Below are 14,820 nucleotides of genomic sequence, written 5' to 3' on the forward strand. Positions count from 1 at the left end.
GTGATGTGCGGGGTGCCGGCTCCCGGGGCCGGCCCCCCTCTTCATTCGTTCCCTCTCGACCGGAGCACGCATCATGACCAGCCGCGGCGGCACGGCCGGCAACCATCTGCCGAGGGCGTTCGTCCCCGCCATTCTCTTCTCGGGCGTCGTCAGCCTGTTCATCGCCCTGCTGCAACTGGCGCCGTCGATCTACATGATGCAGGTCTATGACCGCGTGCTGGGCAGCCGCAATCTCGACACGCTCGTCGCCCTCAGCCTGCTGGGCGGCGGGGCGTTGATCATCTATGGCCTGATCGAAGTGGCGCGCGGGCAGATCTACACCGCCATCGGCCACCATTTCGCCCGCAGCATCACGCGCGACGCGCTGGAGGCCTCGATCCGCGGCCGGCTCGACAATCCGAACAGCCAGCCGAGCCAGGTGCTGCGCGACATCGGCGAGATCCGCGCCTTCCTCGGCAGCCCCAGCGTCGGAGCACCCTTCGACGCCTTCGCCGCCCCCATCTTCTTCCTGGTCCTCTACATCCTGCATCCCGCCTTCGGACTCGTGGCGCTGATCGGCGGCGGCTGCGTCATCGCCGCCACGCTGATCGGGCAGGCCGTCTCCGCGCCGGCGATGACCGAGGCCAACCGCCGGATGATCCGGCAGGCCGCCGAGATCGGCGCCGCCGCCCGCGCGGCCGAGGCGATCGAAGGCATGGGCATGGCGCCCAACATCATGAACCGGACGGAGCGGATGCAGCAGCAGTATCTCGCGCTGCTCCACCGCGCCACCGTGCGCAGCAAGACCTTCTCCACCCTCGCGCGCGTCCTGCGGATGATGGTGCAGCTCGCCATCGTCGGCATCGGGGCGGTCCTGGTGATCGACCGGCTGGTCAGCCCCGGCGCCATGATCGTCGCCTCGCTGATCCTGGCCCGCGCGGTCGGCCCGTTCGAACAGCTTTCGGAGGGATGGCGAAGCTGGGTCCAGGCCTGGGCGGCCTACAAGCGGCTGTCGGCGGTCCTCGCCTCCGCCCCGCCGCGGCGGACCGGCCGCGTGCCCCAGCCGTCGGGCGCGCTGACGGTGGAGCGGCTTGCCTATGTCCCGCCGGGCGGCGAGCGCGCCACCCTGCGCAACGTCTCCTTCAGCCTGCAGCCGGGCGAGGTGCTGGGCGTCGTCGGCCCTTCGGCGGCCGGCAAGTCGACGCTGGCCCGCCTGCTGGTCGGGGTCCTGGAGCCGACCTCCGGCGGGGTCTACCTCGACGGGCACAATGTCTGGACCTGGGAGCGCGGGGATTTCGGCCGCCATGTCGGCTATGTGCCGCAGAGCGTCGCCCTGCTGGAGGGGACCATCGCCGCCAACATCGCCCGCATGGGCGCCGTCGACGAAGCCGCGGTGATCGCCGCCGCGCGCAGCGCCGGCATCCACGAGATGATCGGCCGCCTGCCGATGGGCTACGAGACGCCGGTCGGCGAGGCCGGCGCCCTGCTGTCCGGCGGCCAGCGCCAGCGCCTGGCGCTGGCCCGCGCGCTCTACGGCAACCCGCGGCTCCTGGTGCTCGACGAGCCGAACGCCAACCTCGACACCGAGGGCGAGAACGCGCTGGCGGACGCGATCGCCAAGGCCAAGGCCGCCGGCACCACCGTCGTCGTGGTCAGCCATCGCCCCATGCTGCTGGCCGGGGCCGACCGGGTGATGGTGCTGCGCGACGGCATGATCGACCAGATCGGCTCCCGCTCCGACGTGCTGCGCCGCCTGACCGGCAACCCGGCGGCCCGTCCGGGTCCCGCCGCCGCGCCCGCCCCGGCCGCCCGGCCGCTGGAGCAGCCGTCCGCCGCATCGGGCACCCCTCCCGGCGCCTCTCCCGGCCCCGCCCTCAACGCCGCCGCCGGCGACTGACCGTCCATCCCCCGAGGCCCCCTGCCATGGCAACCCTTGACCTCGTTCCCGCCGCCCGCGGCGAGTTGATCGACCTGCCGCACCGCGAGCCGACGGTGAGCCGCGCCATCGCGACGGCCCTGCTGCTGATCCTGCTGGCCTTCGGCTCGGCCGCCGGCTGGGCCTTCCTCGCCAAGCTCGACGGGGCCGCACTCGGCCAGGGCACCATCACCGTGATGGGCAACCGCAAGACCGTGCAGCATCTGGAAGGCGGCATCGTCTCCGACCTCGCCGTCCGCGAGGGCGACATGGTGGAGGCGGGCCAGGTCCTGCTGCGCATCCAGGGCACGCAGAGCCGCGCCATGCTGGAGGAGATGGCGGGGCAATACTGGTCCGCCCTGGTCCGCCTGACCCGCCTGCAGGTCGAGCAGGCCGGCCAGCGCACGCTGCGCTTTCCCGACAAGCTGATGGACCGCAGCAGCGACAACCCGGCGCTGGCCCGCGCCGCGCAGGTGCAGACCGCCATGTTCGCCGCCCGCTGGCAGCAGTACGACGCCGAGCTGGCGGTGCTGCAGGGGCAGATCGCCCAGGCCCGGCAGGAGATCGCCGGGCTGCGCGTCCAGCACCGCACGGCGGTCGAGAAGATCGACTACACCAGGCAGGAACTGGCCGGCGTGCTCGACCTCTACCACAAGGGGCTGGAGCGGGTGCCGCGCGTCATGGCGGTGCGCCGGGCGCTGGCCGATTCGGAAGGGCAGCGAGACGACGCGCTGGCGCAGATCGAGCGGGCCGAACAGGGAATCGCCGTCCTGCAGCGGCAGATCGAGGGGAAGGAGCGGACGCGGCAGGCGGAGATCGCCGCGGAGATCGAGACGACCCAGGCCACGCTGTCGGACGCCACCGCCCGCATCAAGGCCGTGCAGGATGCCGTCGCCCGCACCGAGGTCCGCGCGCCCATCGCCGGCCGGGTGGTCGGGCTGAAGGCCTTCACCGTCGGCGGCATCGTCAAGCCCGGCGACCCCATCATGGACATCGTGCCCGGCACCGACGAGCTGGTGGTCGAGACACGCGTGACGCCGAACGACATCGACGTGGTGCGGGCCGGCCAGCCGGCGCAGGTGCGCCTGACCGCCTTCAAGATGCGCCGCACCCCGACCGTCGACGGCGTGGTGGACCGCGTATCCGCCGACCGCTTCACCGACCAGAAGACCGGCGAGGCCTACTTCATCGCCATGGTCCGGCTCGATCCGGAGAGCCTGCGGCAGGCCGGCCCGCTCGACCTGCATCCGGGCATGGCGGCCGACGTCATGATCCGCACCGGCGAGCGCCGCGCCATCGACTATATCGCGGCCCCGCTGTTCGACTCCCTGGCCCGCGCGCTGGTGGAGGACTGAGGGCGGCGGGACATCCCCGCCATCCCCCCGGCGCCGGTCCCGGCGATCAGACCCAGCCGGCCAGGCGGCCGCCGAGCCAGACCAGACCGGCCAGCGCCAGCACCGCCGCCAGGACGAGCAGGACCAGGCCCCGGCGCAGCCGGGCCTCCTGCCGGGCGGCGTCGCGCTGCGCCCGCATCAGGCGCTGCTGTTCGGGGCTGAGGAAGGTGCCCGCCTCCATCTCCGGCGAGCGCTTCACCTTGGCCTGCCCGCGGGGCAGCCGCTTGGCGAGCTGGTGCGGCGGAAGGGTGTGCGGCTTGGCCCTGGGCTTGGCCTGCGGCTTTGAGAACGGCTTGGCGAGGGGCCCGGGCGGGCGGGCAGCGTTCCTGTCCGGCGGCGCCTCGTCCCCCGTCGCCCTGATGCGGTCGGCGATCCGCGCACTGGTCGTCGGCTGCTGCCGGGCTCCGCGGGCGCCCTTCCGTCCCCTGTTGCGTCTCGTCCTTGCCGCCATGGCTCGCATCGATCCGGTATCGCTCCCGGAACGGGCCGGGTCCCTTCGGTCGGACCGGCAGGCTTACACCGCGGCGGCGGCGCTGTCAGCCCGTGACGGCGGCGCCTCCCCTTTTAGCCCGGCCGCTGCCCGGAATCGCAGCCCCCGTCGTGCAGGAACTCGGCGAGGAGGCGGATGGCGTCCTCGGCATCCGCGGTGAAGGCGACCCCGACGAGCCCGCGGGAAACGTCGACATGCTGGACGCGGCCGGGGAAGACGGCGACGGCGGCGGTGCGGTCGCAGGGGATGCCGAGGGTCACCGCCTCCCCCGGCTGCAGCCCGGCGGTCCCGTCGCGCAGGACGACGCCGACCCCGCCGGCCGACCAGTTGACCAGCCGGGCCGGGAACCGCCCGACCCGCAGGGGATAGTCGCCGCCGGCGAAGCGGGCGTGGCGCCGGCGGTCCCGGTCTTGCTGCGTCTCGGTCGTCATGGCTGGCCTCCTCGCGTCGTCTCCCCGTGGCGTTCCTGTGGCGTTCCCGTGGCGTCCGGTGTCGCTAATCCGGCAGTCTGAGGTCGGACGCCCCGCGGAAATCGGCATCCTTGAGATCGGCGCCGCGCAGATCCGCCATGGTCATCACGGCATCCAGCAGGATGGCGCCGCGGAGTTGCGCCTGCGTGAAGCGCGCCTGCGTCAGGTCGGCGTCGCGGAACTGCGCGCCCGACAGGTCGGCCGCCGCCGCGTTGATGCGGGCCATGCGCGCCTTGTCGAAGTTGGTCGCCCAGCCCTGGCCGTTGCGCAGTTCCATCGGGCAGGCGATGGCGGTGCTGAGGTCGGCGTCGCCGAGGACGGCGCGTTCGAAGCAGGCGCCGCGGAGGTCGGCGCCGACGAGGGTGGCGCCGCGCAGGTCCGCCATGGACAGGTCGGCCATCGCCAGCACCGTGCCGGAGAGGTTAGCGTCCTTCAGCTTCGCCTGCTTGAGGATGGCGGCGGACAGGTTCAGGTGCGACAGGTTGTGCCCGCTGAGATCGACCGCCGAGAGGTCGGCGCGCTTGCCCTTACGCCCGTTGCTGAGGATCCAGTCGCGGTGGAGGCGCAGCGCCTCGCCGATCACGCCGTCGATGTCCTCCAGCCGCTTCACCACGTCGGCGCCGCTGAGATTGGCGAGCGACAGGTCGACCTCGTCCAGCAGCGCGCCGAGCAGGCTGGCGTTGGAGAGGTCGGTGCTGCGCAGCAGGGCGCGGGTCAGGATGGCGCCGTCCAGCTTGGCGCCGGACAGGTTGGCCTCCGACAGGTCGGCACCCTCCAGGTTGCAGCCCGTGAGGTCGGAGCCGCTGAGGTTGGCGCGGATGAAGATGCTGCCGCGCAGGTCGGTGTCGCGCAGGTCGGTCTGGACGACGAAGGCGTTGGACAGCTTGGCCCGGCTGAGGTCGGCCTTGGTCAGGGTGGCCTCGGACAGCTCGGCGGCGCTCTGGCTGGGCGACATGGGCGCCAGATCGCCGTTCTTCGCCCGCATCAGGTAGCCGTCGCGCAGGTCGGCCTCGGCCAGCAGGGCGCGCGGCATGGCGGCTCCGCGCAACGCGGCCCCGCGAAGGTCGGCCTTGGAAAGGTTGGCCTTGGTCAGGTTGGCCTTGGTCATGTCGGTGCCGAACAGGCAGGCGCCGCGGAGATCGGCGCCGCTGAGGTCCGCCCCCACCAGCCGCGCCCCGGTCAGGTCGGCCCCGGCCAGCACCCGCCGCGAGAGCGTGGCATGCGACAGGTCGCAGAACTTCAGGCAGGCCCGCGTTCCGCCGCGCTGTCCCTGGACATGGCGCAGATGCAGCTCCAGCACCTGCTCGATCTCGGCAGCCGTCGGCTTGCGGTAGTCGATATCGAGGCGGTCGAGCGTCGTCTGGAACATCGTTGGCAACCAAGCTCCGCGGAGGCGCCGGGCGCCCCTCTTCCTGTCGGGAAGGCGGATGTTAGCGGCCAGAAGTTAAAACCCGCTGTGTTCCAACGAAAATAGACACTGTGCCGCAGGCGGCGGTCCCGCTCGCGCGCCGGTCCATGTGGATGGGGATGCGGATGGGGATGCGGGAGGCCGGGTGAAGACTGGTCCGGAGCCTGCCGCCCCGGTGACGGCCCGCCGCCTCAGCCGTTCAGCGCGCCCGATGCCGAGGTGGCCAGCAGCGCCATGCCCATGCCGTGCAGCCGCGCCCGGCGCTTGCCCTCCGGCAGGGCCGCGAGGCCGAGCAGGGCCGGCACCACCGAGTCGTCGCCGCGCATCGGCCGAAGCGCCTCGGCAAGGGCGTCGGAACGCCCGGCATCCGGGCTCCCGGCGGCGGCCAGCAGGCGTTCCGCCGCGGCGGCGCGGGACGGAGCGGAGCGGTGTTTGTCCGCCCTCTCCAGCAGGGCGTCGACCCGCTGCCGGTCGCGGTCGTCCTGGAAATGGCCATGGCGGTCCATCAGCAGGACCACCTCTATCATATAGTCGGCAAAGGTCCGGACATCCTGGGCCACCCGGAGCGCGGGCTGCTTGCGCGCCGCTGCGACGGCGTGCCGGAGCCACTCGCTCGCCCAGGGCGCCGTGGCCACCGCATCCTCCCCCTGGGAGGGCCGCGAGTCGCACGGAAAGACGCTGGTCAGGACGAGCGCGTCCTCCGCCCCGTCGAGCGCCGGTCGCTTGAAAGCCTCTGCGAGCAATTTGTTAAGCCATGGCGACGAAAAAGGATTCACCCGTTGGGCCCGCATCCGAATCTCCATGACGATGACATGGATATGCAACCGTGCGCCGAAGATACCAGCATTCCGGCAGATAGCAACGGAAACGCGTCTATCAAGTGAAATATTGCACATGAAAACCGGGGGACGTCCACAGGCTGCACACAATTGTATGTCGTTTGTGCTCAATAAAAATGGTTCATATCCGAATTAAATCGGTGATATCCCCTTGAGCCTATGCCCGGCCGCCATTATGATACACCCGGGTATGCAGGAGGGTGTGCATGGCAGGCCTGATAGAGGAGTTATCGCGTCGCGCCGCGCATGCCGGGGCCGCCCTAGCCATTTATGATGGCGACGACAAGATCATTTCCGTGAACAGGAAACATAAAGAGCTTTATCCGTTTGTCGATTTCTCGAGCCCGATTGACTTCCGTCATCATTTTATGGAGTGCGTCAAGCATAAGAAGTTTGACGAGAGCTCGGTCTACAAAGCGCCGGAGCGCTGGATTTCTTTTGCGTCCCGCTTTCGCCGACTCAATCGCTTCTCACAGACGCTGACCCGCCATTCGGACGGCCGAATCATCCAGGTGACCTTCGAGAGAATCGATGGCACCAACGGCCGCTGGTACCAGATGCGTCGGGACGTAACTGCGGAGGTTCTCCAGCGCATCCGTAGCGGCATGGATCCCCTGACGCATATCGGGTCCAATGAGGCCTCCCCTCCGCCAGTGCAAGCGACCTTTATGGTCCGGCTTCTGGATACTTTTCCCCAACCAGCAGCTCTGCTTACAACGCGATCGCAAGTGGTTGACGGAAACGTCGCGTTTGCCAACCTATTGTCGCGCGGTGACGGACTAATACTGACAAATGGTCGGCTTGGACTTCAGACTTCCTTCGACGCTGAGAAAGCACTTTCGAAGTGTGTCGCCGGGTTTTATCGTCGCCGACACCGTGCCCCTGTAACCCTCCGCACCGCGAAGCTGGATCGGCAATCGTTCTATCTACTTACACTGACAGAGCCGCCAATAGGGCAGCTTAGTTGGGAGACAACAGCCGCAGGCATTCTGCTGTTGACCGTTACCGACCCAAAAGTGGTCCCAGCAATTGAGCCTCGCATCATTGCAGAACTCCTCCAGATCACCGAGCCTGAAGCGAGAGTCGCGCAGGCATTCGCTAATGGGCTAACAGCCGACGAAATCGCTGCCAAATACGAAGTACCTCTGCAAACTATCAAAAATAAGACGGATTCTATCCTGAGATCAACAGGATTCCGGGACATAGCTGCCGTTGCCCAGCAGGTGGCAACGCTCTCCTATGTCTTCGGACCACGGATATAGAACCGCTTAACGATATCAGGCAAACACAGGAAGAATTGACATGACAGAGATGGGCGCAGATTTCTCAAGTGAGCAGGCCGAATCGCTTGATCTATCCTTTATTAACAAGCGCCTGGAACGGGCCGGCCGGACACCTGATGAGGCGACAAGATCCGTCGAGGAGTATCGTCGCTTCATCCAAATTCTTGCTGCAGACCCGAGTAAAGTCCTGGTGCCAACAAAATTGGCGGATATTGCTTGGCATGAACACATTCTGTTTATGGAAAACTATGAAAATGACATGCTAAGGATGGTAGGCGGTAAAGTCTACCACTATCCAGAAGTCTCGAATTGCCCAGAATGGCACAACGGTATTCGCAATACACAAGACGCTTTCCATCGCACATTTGGAAAAAAGCTAAACCATGATGATTTTGCCCTGTGCCTCATTTCGGTAAAGGGACACTAACATTTTCTGCGCACAACAACTAAAAATGTAATTAGTTGTTGTGCGCAAATCATATCATCATGAAGTCCCTAACGGAAGCAGAAGTCAGGCAAATTTATACTGTGGCCTGAGAGGGTGAAATGAATAATTCAGTTAACTATATTCAGAAGGCGGCCCAAGAGACACATTCTGGCTTAGTTATATTCGACAGATTTGACAGATCCATAGTGTTTAATAATAAACATTCCTCTATGTATGAATTTATCGATCCTCATTCATCGCATACATATAATGACTTTGTTTTAGGTTGCGTAATGCACCGAACCGTAAATCACCAGTCTTTGTACGACGAGCCCGAAGGCTGGATTAACTACGCTAGAGAATTCCGCCGCTTCACTAGCTATTCTCAATCATTTTCCCATCACTCTAATGGCCGCATAATTCAAGTAACCTATGAGCGCCTGAGGGGGACCGACGGCTGGTGGTACCAGATGCGTCGTGACGTTACCGACAGCTTCCTCGACCATGTCCGTAACGGGTTGGATGTGATGCTACCTTTTGGCTGGGGCGACACAGTCGCTCAGCCGACCCAATCCGCTTTCGTTGTCCGCCTTCTCGACGCACTTCCCTACCCCGCTGCTCTTCTCACGCCGCGCTGTCAGATCATCGACGGCAACCAGTCCTTCGTCTCGATCATGTCGCGCGGCGATGGATTTTCCGTCCTCGGCGGGCGGCTCTGCATTCCGAACGCTATTGAGGAACAGGATGCGCTGACCAAGCGCGCCGCCGGGTTCTTCCGCCGGCGGACGCACACGCCGGTCACCCTGCGGGTGTCGCGCCTCGACCAGCCTGCACCCTACTTCGCGACGCTCTCGGAACCGCCCGCCCAGCATATCGGCTGGGACAGTCCGACGACGGGCATCCTGCTGCTGACCATCGTCGACCCGGACGCACTGCCCGCCGTCTCGCCCCGCACCGTCGCCGACCTGCTGCAGATCACCGGGGCCGAGGCCGAGGTCGCGCTCGCCCTGTGTTCCGGCCGGACCGCCGACGAGATCGCCGAAGACCGCGGGGTCGAACGCCGCACGGTGTACAATCAGGTGTCCTCCATCCTGAGCAAGACCGGCCTGCGCAACCAGGCGGCCATCGTGCGCCAGGTGACCACGCTCTGCTGGCATTTCGGATCGCGGGCGTGACCTGGGGTAGGCAACGCACCCTCCCCGTCTCCGCCAGAGTGAATATCTGGATATGAGTGCGCGCCCGTGCATACATACGCCGCAGGACCGGCGACGCCGCTTCCCCACCCCCGGCCTGACGCCATGACGGGAGGACGGGGCAGCCGGTTCCTTCGGCCCAACGCCCTGCCATGTCCCGCGCCATGCCCCTGACCGTGCTCTTCCGTCTGTTCCTGGTCCTTCTGGCCGCCGTCATCGCCGCGCCGGCACCGGCGGCGACGCTGCGGGCCAGCCTGTCCGACGACCTCGCGACCGCCGATCCCTTCGTCTTCCCCGGCCTGATCACCGCAGGCGTGCTGCGGCAGGTCTATGAAGGCTTCACCGCCATGGATGCCGAGGGCAACGCCGTCCCCGCCCTGGCCACCGGCTGGGAAACGGCGGACGGCGGGCGCAGTTGGCGCTTCTCCCTGCGCCGCGGCGTGCGCTTCCATTCCGGGCGCGAGTTCACCGCGGCCGACGTGCTGTGGACCTGGGAGCGCCACCTGACCCGCAAGCCCCAGCCCGGCTACAGCGCCTTCTACCTGCGCGGTGTCGAGGGTGCCGCGGCGCTGCAGCGCGGGGACGCCAGTTCGCTGTCGGGAGTCACCATCCCCGATCCCCATACGCTGGTCGTGCGGCTCACCGAACCGGATGCGCTCTTCCCGCTCTACCCGTTCCTGTTCGTCGACCGCGGCCTGGAGGCCGAATTCGGACCGTCCTGGCCGGAACAGGCGTCCGGCGGCACCGGGCCGTTCCGCTTCGCCTCCTGGCGGCGGGGCGACTCGGTGCGGCTGGAGGCGCATGCCGGTTATTGGGGCGGCGCTCCCGCGGTGGACGGGGTGCAGCTGTCGGTGCTGCCCGACCCCAACACGCTGCTCGCCCGCTACGATGCCGGGGACCTCGACGTGGCGCCGCTGCCCGAGAATCTCGTGCGCTCGGCGGTGCGCCAGCCCCGCTACGACGGGCAGGTGCGGGCTTTCCGGCGCGCGCAGGTCCGCTATCTCGCCGTGAATCAGGACCTGTACCCGCCCTTCCGCGACCAGCGCGTGCGCGAGGCGCTGCGGCTGGCGCTCGACCGCGCGGCCACCGTGGACGGCCTGCATGCCGGTCGGGCGGTGCTGGCCGAGGGCTTCGTCACCCCGGGGCTCGGCGGCTACCATCCCGATTCGGCCGCCCCCGCCCCGGCCGATCCGGTTCGGGCAAAGGCCTTGCTGGCCGAGGCCGGCCATGCCGGCGGGCGCGGCCTGCCGCCGCTGCAGATCGCCGGAGCGCCCAATGTGCGGGAGGAGGCGACCTATTTCGCCGCACAGCTCGGCGCGGTGCTGGGCATCCCGGTCGGCGTGCGCATCCTGGAGCGCGGCGCCTATGTGGCGGCGATCAACGAGGGGCGCGAGGCCCTGTTCTTCAACGGCTGGACGGCGGACTATCCCGACCCCATGGACCAGCTCGCCTCCCAATGGTTCAGCGCCAGCCCGACCAACCGGTCCCGCTGGCGCGACCCGTCCTTCGACCGGCTGGTGGACCGGGCGCGCAGCCTCGCCGATCCCGCCGCCCGCCACGCGCTGTACCGCGAGGCCGAGCATCTGCTGAACGCCGGATCGGCGGCGGTCCCGCTGCCCGTGCCGCAGTATGTGGCCCTGATGCGTCCGGGCGTGACCGGCGTGGTCATCCGGCCCGACGGCACGCCGGATTTCCGCAACGCCCGGCTGCCGTGACCGGCCGGGTCCTCGGGCGTGCGCTCCGGCAGCGGCTGGCCCGGCGCCTGCCGGGGCTGCTTCTGCTGACCGGCGCCGCGGTGCTGGCGAGCTTCCTGGCATCCCGTGCGCTGCCGGGGGACCCCGTCCTGCTGATGGTGGAGGGACGGGCGGCGGATGCCGAGATGGTCCGGCAACTGCGGGCGGGCGCCGGGCTCGACCGGCCGCTGGCCGCCCAGTTCGGATCCTACCTGCTCGCGCTGCTGCGGGGCGACCTCGGCCACTCGCTGCGGTACGGCGGCGTGCCGGTGACCACCCTGTTGGGCGAGGCCCTGCCGATGACGCTGGGCCTGCTCGCCGGTGCCGCGGCGCTCGCCCTGCCGCTCGGGCTCACTGCCGGGCTTGCCGCCGCCGCCGGGGGACGGTCCTGGCCGGCGACGCTGCTCACCATCGGGGCGGTGCTGGCGCTGTCCATACCGCCGCTGGCTCTGGGGACCTGGCTGATGCTGGCCGGCCCCGGCGGCGTCCTGCCGGCCGTGGTGACGCTGGCGCTGCCGGCCGCCGCGGTGATCGCCCGCCTGACCCAGGCCCAGGTGACGGAGATTCTGGGGCGAGACTTCATCCGCACCGCGCGGGCCAAGGGGCTGGGCCGCGCGGCCATACTGCTGCGCCACGCGCTGCCCAACGCGCTGGTGCCTCTGGCGGCCGCGGCCGGGTCGGTGATCGGAGCGGTTCTCACCGCCACCGCCGCGGTGGAGAGCGTGTTCGCCCTGCCGGGCGTGGGCCGCCTGACCGTCCAGGCGGTGCTGGCCCGCGACCACCCGCTGGCCGGTGCCGCCGTGCTGGTCTTCGTCCTGGCCCAGGTCGCGCTCAGCCTGATGGTCGAGCTGCTGATCGGCCTTGCCGATCCCCGGCTGCGCGACGGACGGGAGGCGCCATGACCGCGCCGGCCCGCCTGGGACGCTCCACCCCCGGCCGCGCCGGACTGCTGCTGGCGGCGCTGCTTCTGGGCCTGCCGGCGGTGGCCGCCACGCTGCTGCCGCTCGACCCGTCCGCCATGGATCTCGGCCGGGCGTGGGCCGGACCGTCCGCCGCGCATCCGCTGGGGTGCGACGGGCTGGGCCGCGACGTCGCGGCCCGGCTGATCGCCGGCACCGGCGCATCGCTCGCCATCGCGGGGCTGGCGCTGGTCCTGGCGGTGGGGCTGGGCTTCACGCTGGGAGGCGTCGCCGGCTGGATCGGCGGCCGGGCGGACGCCATGGTTCTGCGTCTGGCCGACCTGCTGCACGGCTTCCCCGACCTGTCGCTCGCCATCGTCGCCGCGGCGCTGCTGGGTCCGGGCGTCGAGGCCATGGTGCTGACGCTCGCCCTGGCGGCATGGCCGTCGCAGGTCCGCTGGTGCCGCGCGCTGGTCCTGTCGCTCCGGACCGCCGAGCACATGGCCGCCGCGAAGGCCCTGGGCGCCGGACCGGCGCACAGCATGCGCCACCACCTGCTGCCGGCGATGGCCGGCCCGATCGCCATCCGCGCCGCCTTGTCCCTCGGCCCGGTGATCGTCATGGAGGCGACGCTGAGCGCGCTCGGGCTCGGCGTCCAGGAACCGGCGGTGTCGCTCGGCACCCTGATCCGCGACGGGCTGGCCGACCTGCATGGCGGCCCGCACCTGATCGCCGCGACGACCGTCACGGTCGCCGCCATCGCGCTCGCCGTCAACCTGCTGGCCGAGGGCCTGCGCGACGGGCTCGATCCACGCAGCACGGCCGCCCGGCGGTAGCCCCGCCTCCCGTGGCGGCGGCCGGCTTTCCGGTGGATCGCCGCCGCCGGCTGTACTAAAGCAGGGGCGCCTGGGGGAGCCGAGGGGAGTAGCGGCCGTGAAGAAGAGGACCAATCCAGTCACCGCCGATGTCGAGGCCGTGGAGGGCGACGATCCCTTTCCCGGCGACCGGCAGTTCGTCGTGGCACTCTACCGCGGGCTGGAACTCCTCCGCTGCTTCCGGCCGACCGATACAGCCCTCGGCAACCAGGAGCTGGCGCAGCGCAGCGGCCTGCCGAAGGCCACCGTCTCGCGCCTGACCTACACGCTGAGCAAGCTCGGCTACCTCGTCTATCTGGAGGACAGCGGCAAGTACCGCATGGGGGTGCCGGTTCTCGGGCTGGGCTATGCCTGTCTCGGCGGGATGCGGATCGGCGAGACGGCGCAGCCCTATCTGCAGGAGCTGGCGGAGCTGGCCGGCGACGGCGTGGTGGCGGGGGTCGGCGGGCGCGACGACCTCAGCATGATCTATATCGGCTGCGCGCGCAGCGCCGGGGTCCTGTCGCTCCAGCTCACCATCGGATCGCGCATCTCGCTCGGCCGCTCCAGCATGGGCCGCGCCTGTCTCGCCGGCGTCGGCGAGGAGGAGCGCGCCGCCCTGATGCGGAAGCTGCGCGCCCGCGCCGGCGAGGAGCGCTGGCCGAGGATCGAGGACGGCATCCTGCGCGCGGTGGACGAGGTGCGCAGCCGCGGGTTCTGCACGACCATCGGGAGTGGTATCCGCAGGTGAACTCGGTCGGCGTCCCCTTCCGTCCGCCGCACCGCGACATGCCGGTCCTCGCCTTCAACTGCGGCGGCCCCGCCTACCTGCTGACGCCGGAGCGGCTGGAGACGGATATCGGGCCACGGCTGGTCGAGATCGTCCGCAAGGTCGCGGCCTTCGACCAGAGCGTCTGACCGGCCGCCCCGACCAAACGGGACCTTGTCGTACGGATGTCGCAGGACTAGACTCCGTCGTGCGATTTCCATGCGGGAACGGAGGTGCGCCATGCGACATGCGGCACCGGTCAATCCGGGACTGCTCGGCCCGGCCCTGGAGGCCGTGGCCGAACCGGGCGGGCGCCATCTCGACCCGCGGCGCCTGATCGAGCTGACGGGCATGCGCGTGCAGGAGCTTGCCGCGCTTGCCGGGGTGGACCGCAACACCATTGCCCGCAATCCGCACAGCCCGAAGGTGCAGGAGGCGGTGGGGGAGGTGGTCCGGCTTCTGGAAAGCGCGACCGAGGTGGCCGGCGACCTCGACCGCGCCTTGCTCTGGTACCGTCACCAGCCGATCGAGGCCTACCGGTTCCGGACACCGGCCGAACTGGTCGCAGACGGTCACGCCGAGGCGGTGATGGCCTATCTCGACGATCTGCGCCACGGCACCTATGCGTGAGACGCGTCGCGTGACGGGGACCGTTTGACCGGGGCGCCGCTCAAGCGCCGCTTCATCCGGGTTCTGACACCCCGTTGGGCGCATCGCCCCCTGAGCGGGGCCGGAGCCGCACAGACCGGCGGGCGCTTCAACCGGCCGGGGCTGGAGGCGCTCTATCTCTCTGCCGACGTCGAAACCGCCTGGGCCGAATATCAGCAGACCGGAAGCATCCCGCGCCCCGGCCTCGTCGCCGGGTACGAGGTGGATGCTCAGGCCATCCCGGACGTGACGGAGGATGCCGCCCTGCCGGCGCTCGGGATCACGCGGGCAGAGCTTGCCTGCGACTGGCGGTTCCTGTGGCGGATCGAGCGGCGGGAACCGCCGACCTGGCATCTGGTGGACCGCCTGATCGCCCAAGGCGCCCAGGGCCTCCTCTTCCCCTCCGCCGTTCGTCCGGGCGGGGTCAACATCGTCCTGTGGAAGACCGCAGCACCCGCCGCGGTCCGCGTCTTCGACCCCAACCGCGATCTGCCGCGCGACGCCTCCTCCTGGTGAGGG

At 69.2% G+C, this 14,820-nt stretch carries 16 protein-coding genes; 12 read left to right on the plus strand and 4 right to left on the minus strand.

Annotation, left to right across the window (positions count from 1 at the left end; all coding sequences use genetic code 11):
* The first annotated feature begins 73 nt into the window (after window positions 1-73).
* On the plus strand, window positions 74-1,876 hold the full coding sequence (locus DEW08_RS05545; RefSeq protein WP_109325113.1) for a type I secretion system permease/ATPase: 1,803 nt from the start codon (window positions 74-76) through the stop codon (window positions 1,874-1,876).
* Window positions 1,877-1,902: 26 nt separating this feature from the next.
* Window positions 1,903-3,249, plus strand: a complete 1,347-nt coding sequence (locus tag DEW08_RS05550) for an HlyD family type I secretion periplasmic adaptor subunit (RefSeq protein WP_109325114.1) — start codon at window positions 1,903-1,905, stop codon at window positions 3,247-3,249.
* A gap of 46 nt (window positions 3,250-3,295) precedes the next feature.
* Here the strand turns inward: DEW08_RS05550 and DEW08_RS05555 are convergent, their stop codons facing one another.
* From DEW08_RS05555 to DEW08_RS05570, 4 genes are all read right to left on the minus strand, one after another.
* Entirely contained in the window at window positions 3,296-3,739 is a 444-nt protein-coding gene (locus DEW08_RS05555) for a hypothetical protein (RefSeq protein ID WP_109325115.1), read from the minus strand.
* Window positions 3,740-3,852: 113 nt separating this feature from the next.
* Entirely contained in the window at window positions 3,853-4,209 is a 357-nt protein-coding gene (locus DEW08_RS05560) for a PilZ domain-containing protein (protein WP_168220274.1), read from the minus strand.
* 64 nt (window positions 4,210-4,273) lie between these two features.
* The gene (locus tag DEW08_RS05565) at window positions 4,274-5,617 is read right to left on the minus strand and encodes a pentapeptide repeat-containing protein (RefSeq protein ID WP_109325117.1); all 1,344 of its coding nucleotides are present in this window, start codon (window positions 5,615-5,617) and stop codon (window positions 4,274-4,276) included.
* A gap of 230 nt (window positions 5,618-5,847) precedes the next feature.
* Window positions 5,848-6,399 carry a hypothetical protein gene (locus tag DEW08_RS05570; protein WP_109325118.1) on the minus strand — a complete coding sequence of 184 codons (552 nt, stop codon included), beginning with the start codon at window positions 6,397-6,399 and terminating at the stop codon, window positions 5,848-5,850.
* Window positions 6,400-6,701: 302 nt separating this feature from the next.
* On the opposite strand from DEW08_RS05570, the gene DEW08_RS30620 reads away from it, so the two are divergent.
* The 10 genes from DEW08_RS30620 (at window position 6,702) to DEW08_RS05610 (ending at window position 14,817) form a co-directional block, all read left to right on the plus strand.
* The gene (locus tag DEW08_RS30620; RefSeq protein WP_146214638.1) at window positions 6,702-7,757 is read left to right on the plus strand and encodes a helix-turn-helix transcriptional regulator; all 1,056 of its coding nucleotides are present in this window, start codon (window positions 6,702-6,704) and stop codon (window positions 7,755-7,757) included.
* Window positions 7,758-7,797: 40 nt separating this feature from the next.
* Window positions 7,798-8,205, plus strand: coding sequence for a glycine-rich domain-containing protein (locus DEW08_RS05575; protein ID WP_109325119.1), 408 nt, complete (start codon window positions 7,798-7,800; stop codon window positions 8,203-8,205).
* A 470-nt stretch (window positions 8,206-8,675) separates the two neighbouring features.
* Entirely contained in the window at window positions 8,676-9,380 is a 705-nt protein-coding gene (locus tag DEW08_RS05580; protein ID WP_245986002.1) for a helix-turn-helix transcriptional regulator, read from the plus strand.
* Window positions 9,381-9,562: 182 nt separating this feature from the next.
* Window positions 9,563-11,113: an ABC transporter substrate-binding protein gene (locus DEW08_RS05585; RefSeq protein WP_109325298.1), complete on the plus strand. Its 1,551-nt coding sequence runs from the start codon at window positions 9,563-9,565 to the stop codon at window positions 11,111-11,113.
* A complete protein-coding gene (locus tag DEW08_RS05590) occupies window positions 11,110-12,033 on the plus strand; it encodes an ABC transporter permease (protein WP_109325121.1) in 924 nt (307 codons plus the stop codon). The genes DEW08_RS05585 and DEW08_RS05590 overlap by 4 nt, the downstream gene beginning before the upstream one ends.
* The gene (locus DEW08_RS05595) at window positions 12,030-12,866 is read left to right on the plus strand and encodes an ABC transporter permease (protein WP_109325122.1); all 837 of its coding nucleotides are present in this window, start codon (window positions 12,030-12,032) and stop codon (window positions 12,864-12,866) included. The genes DEW08_RS05590 and DEW08_RS05595 overlap by 4 nt, the downstream gene beginning before the upstream one ends.
* A gap of 97 nt (window positions 12,867-12,963) precedes the next feature.
* Window positions 12,964-13,635: an IclR family transcriptional regulator gene (locus DEW08_RS05600; RefSeq protein ID WP_245986003.1), complete on the plus strand. Its 672-nt coding sequence runs from the start codon at window positions 12,964-12,966 to the stop codon at window positions 13,633-13,635.
* Window positions 13,632-13,802 (plus strand): hypothetical protein, encoded by a 171-nt coding sequence (locus DEW08_RS32060; RefSeq protein ID WP_245986005.1) that lies wholly within the window; start codon window positions 13,632-13,634, stop codon window positions 13,800-13,802. Before DEW08_RS05600 ends, DEW08_RS32060 begins: the two co-directional genes overlap by 4 nt.
* A gap of 91 nt (window positions 13,803-13,893) precedes the next feature.
* Window positions 13,894-14,283, plus strand: a complete 390-nt coding sequence (locus DEW08_RS05605; RefSeq protein ID WP_168220275.1) for an antitoxin Xre/MbcA/ParS toxin-binding domain-containing protein — start codon at window positions 13,894-13,896, stop codon at window positions 14,281-14,283.
* Window positions 14,284-14,307: 24 nt separating this feature from the next.
* A complete protein-coding gene (locus DEW08_RS05610; RefSeq protein ID WP_109325124.1) occupies window positions 14,308-14,817 on the plus strand; it encodes an RES family NAD+ phosphorylase in 510 nt (169 codons plus the stop codon).
* The last annotated feature ends 3 nt before the right edge of the window (window positions 14,818-14,820 follow it).

Origin of the sequence: Azospirillum thermophilum (genome assembly GCF_003130795.1) — a bacterium.
GTDB classification, from domain to species: Bacteria; Pseudomonadota; Alphaproteobacteria; order Azospirillales; family Azospirillaceae; genus Azospirillum; species Azospirillum thermophilum.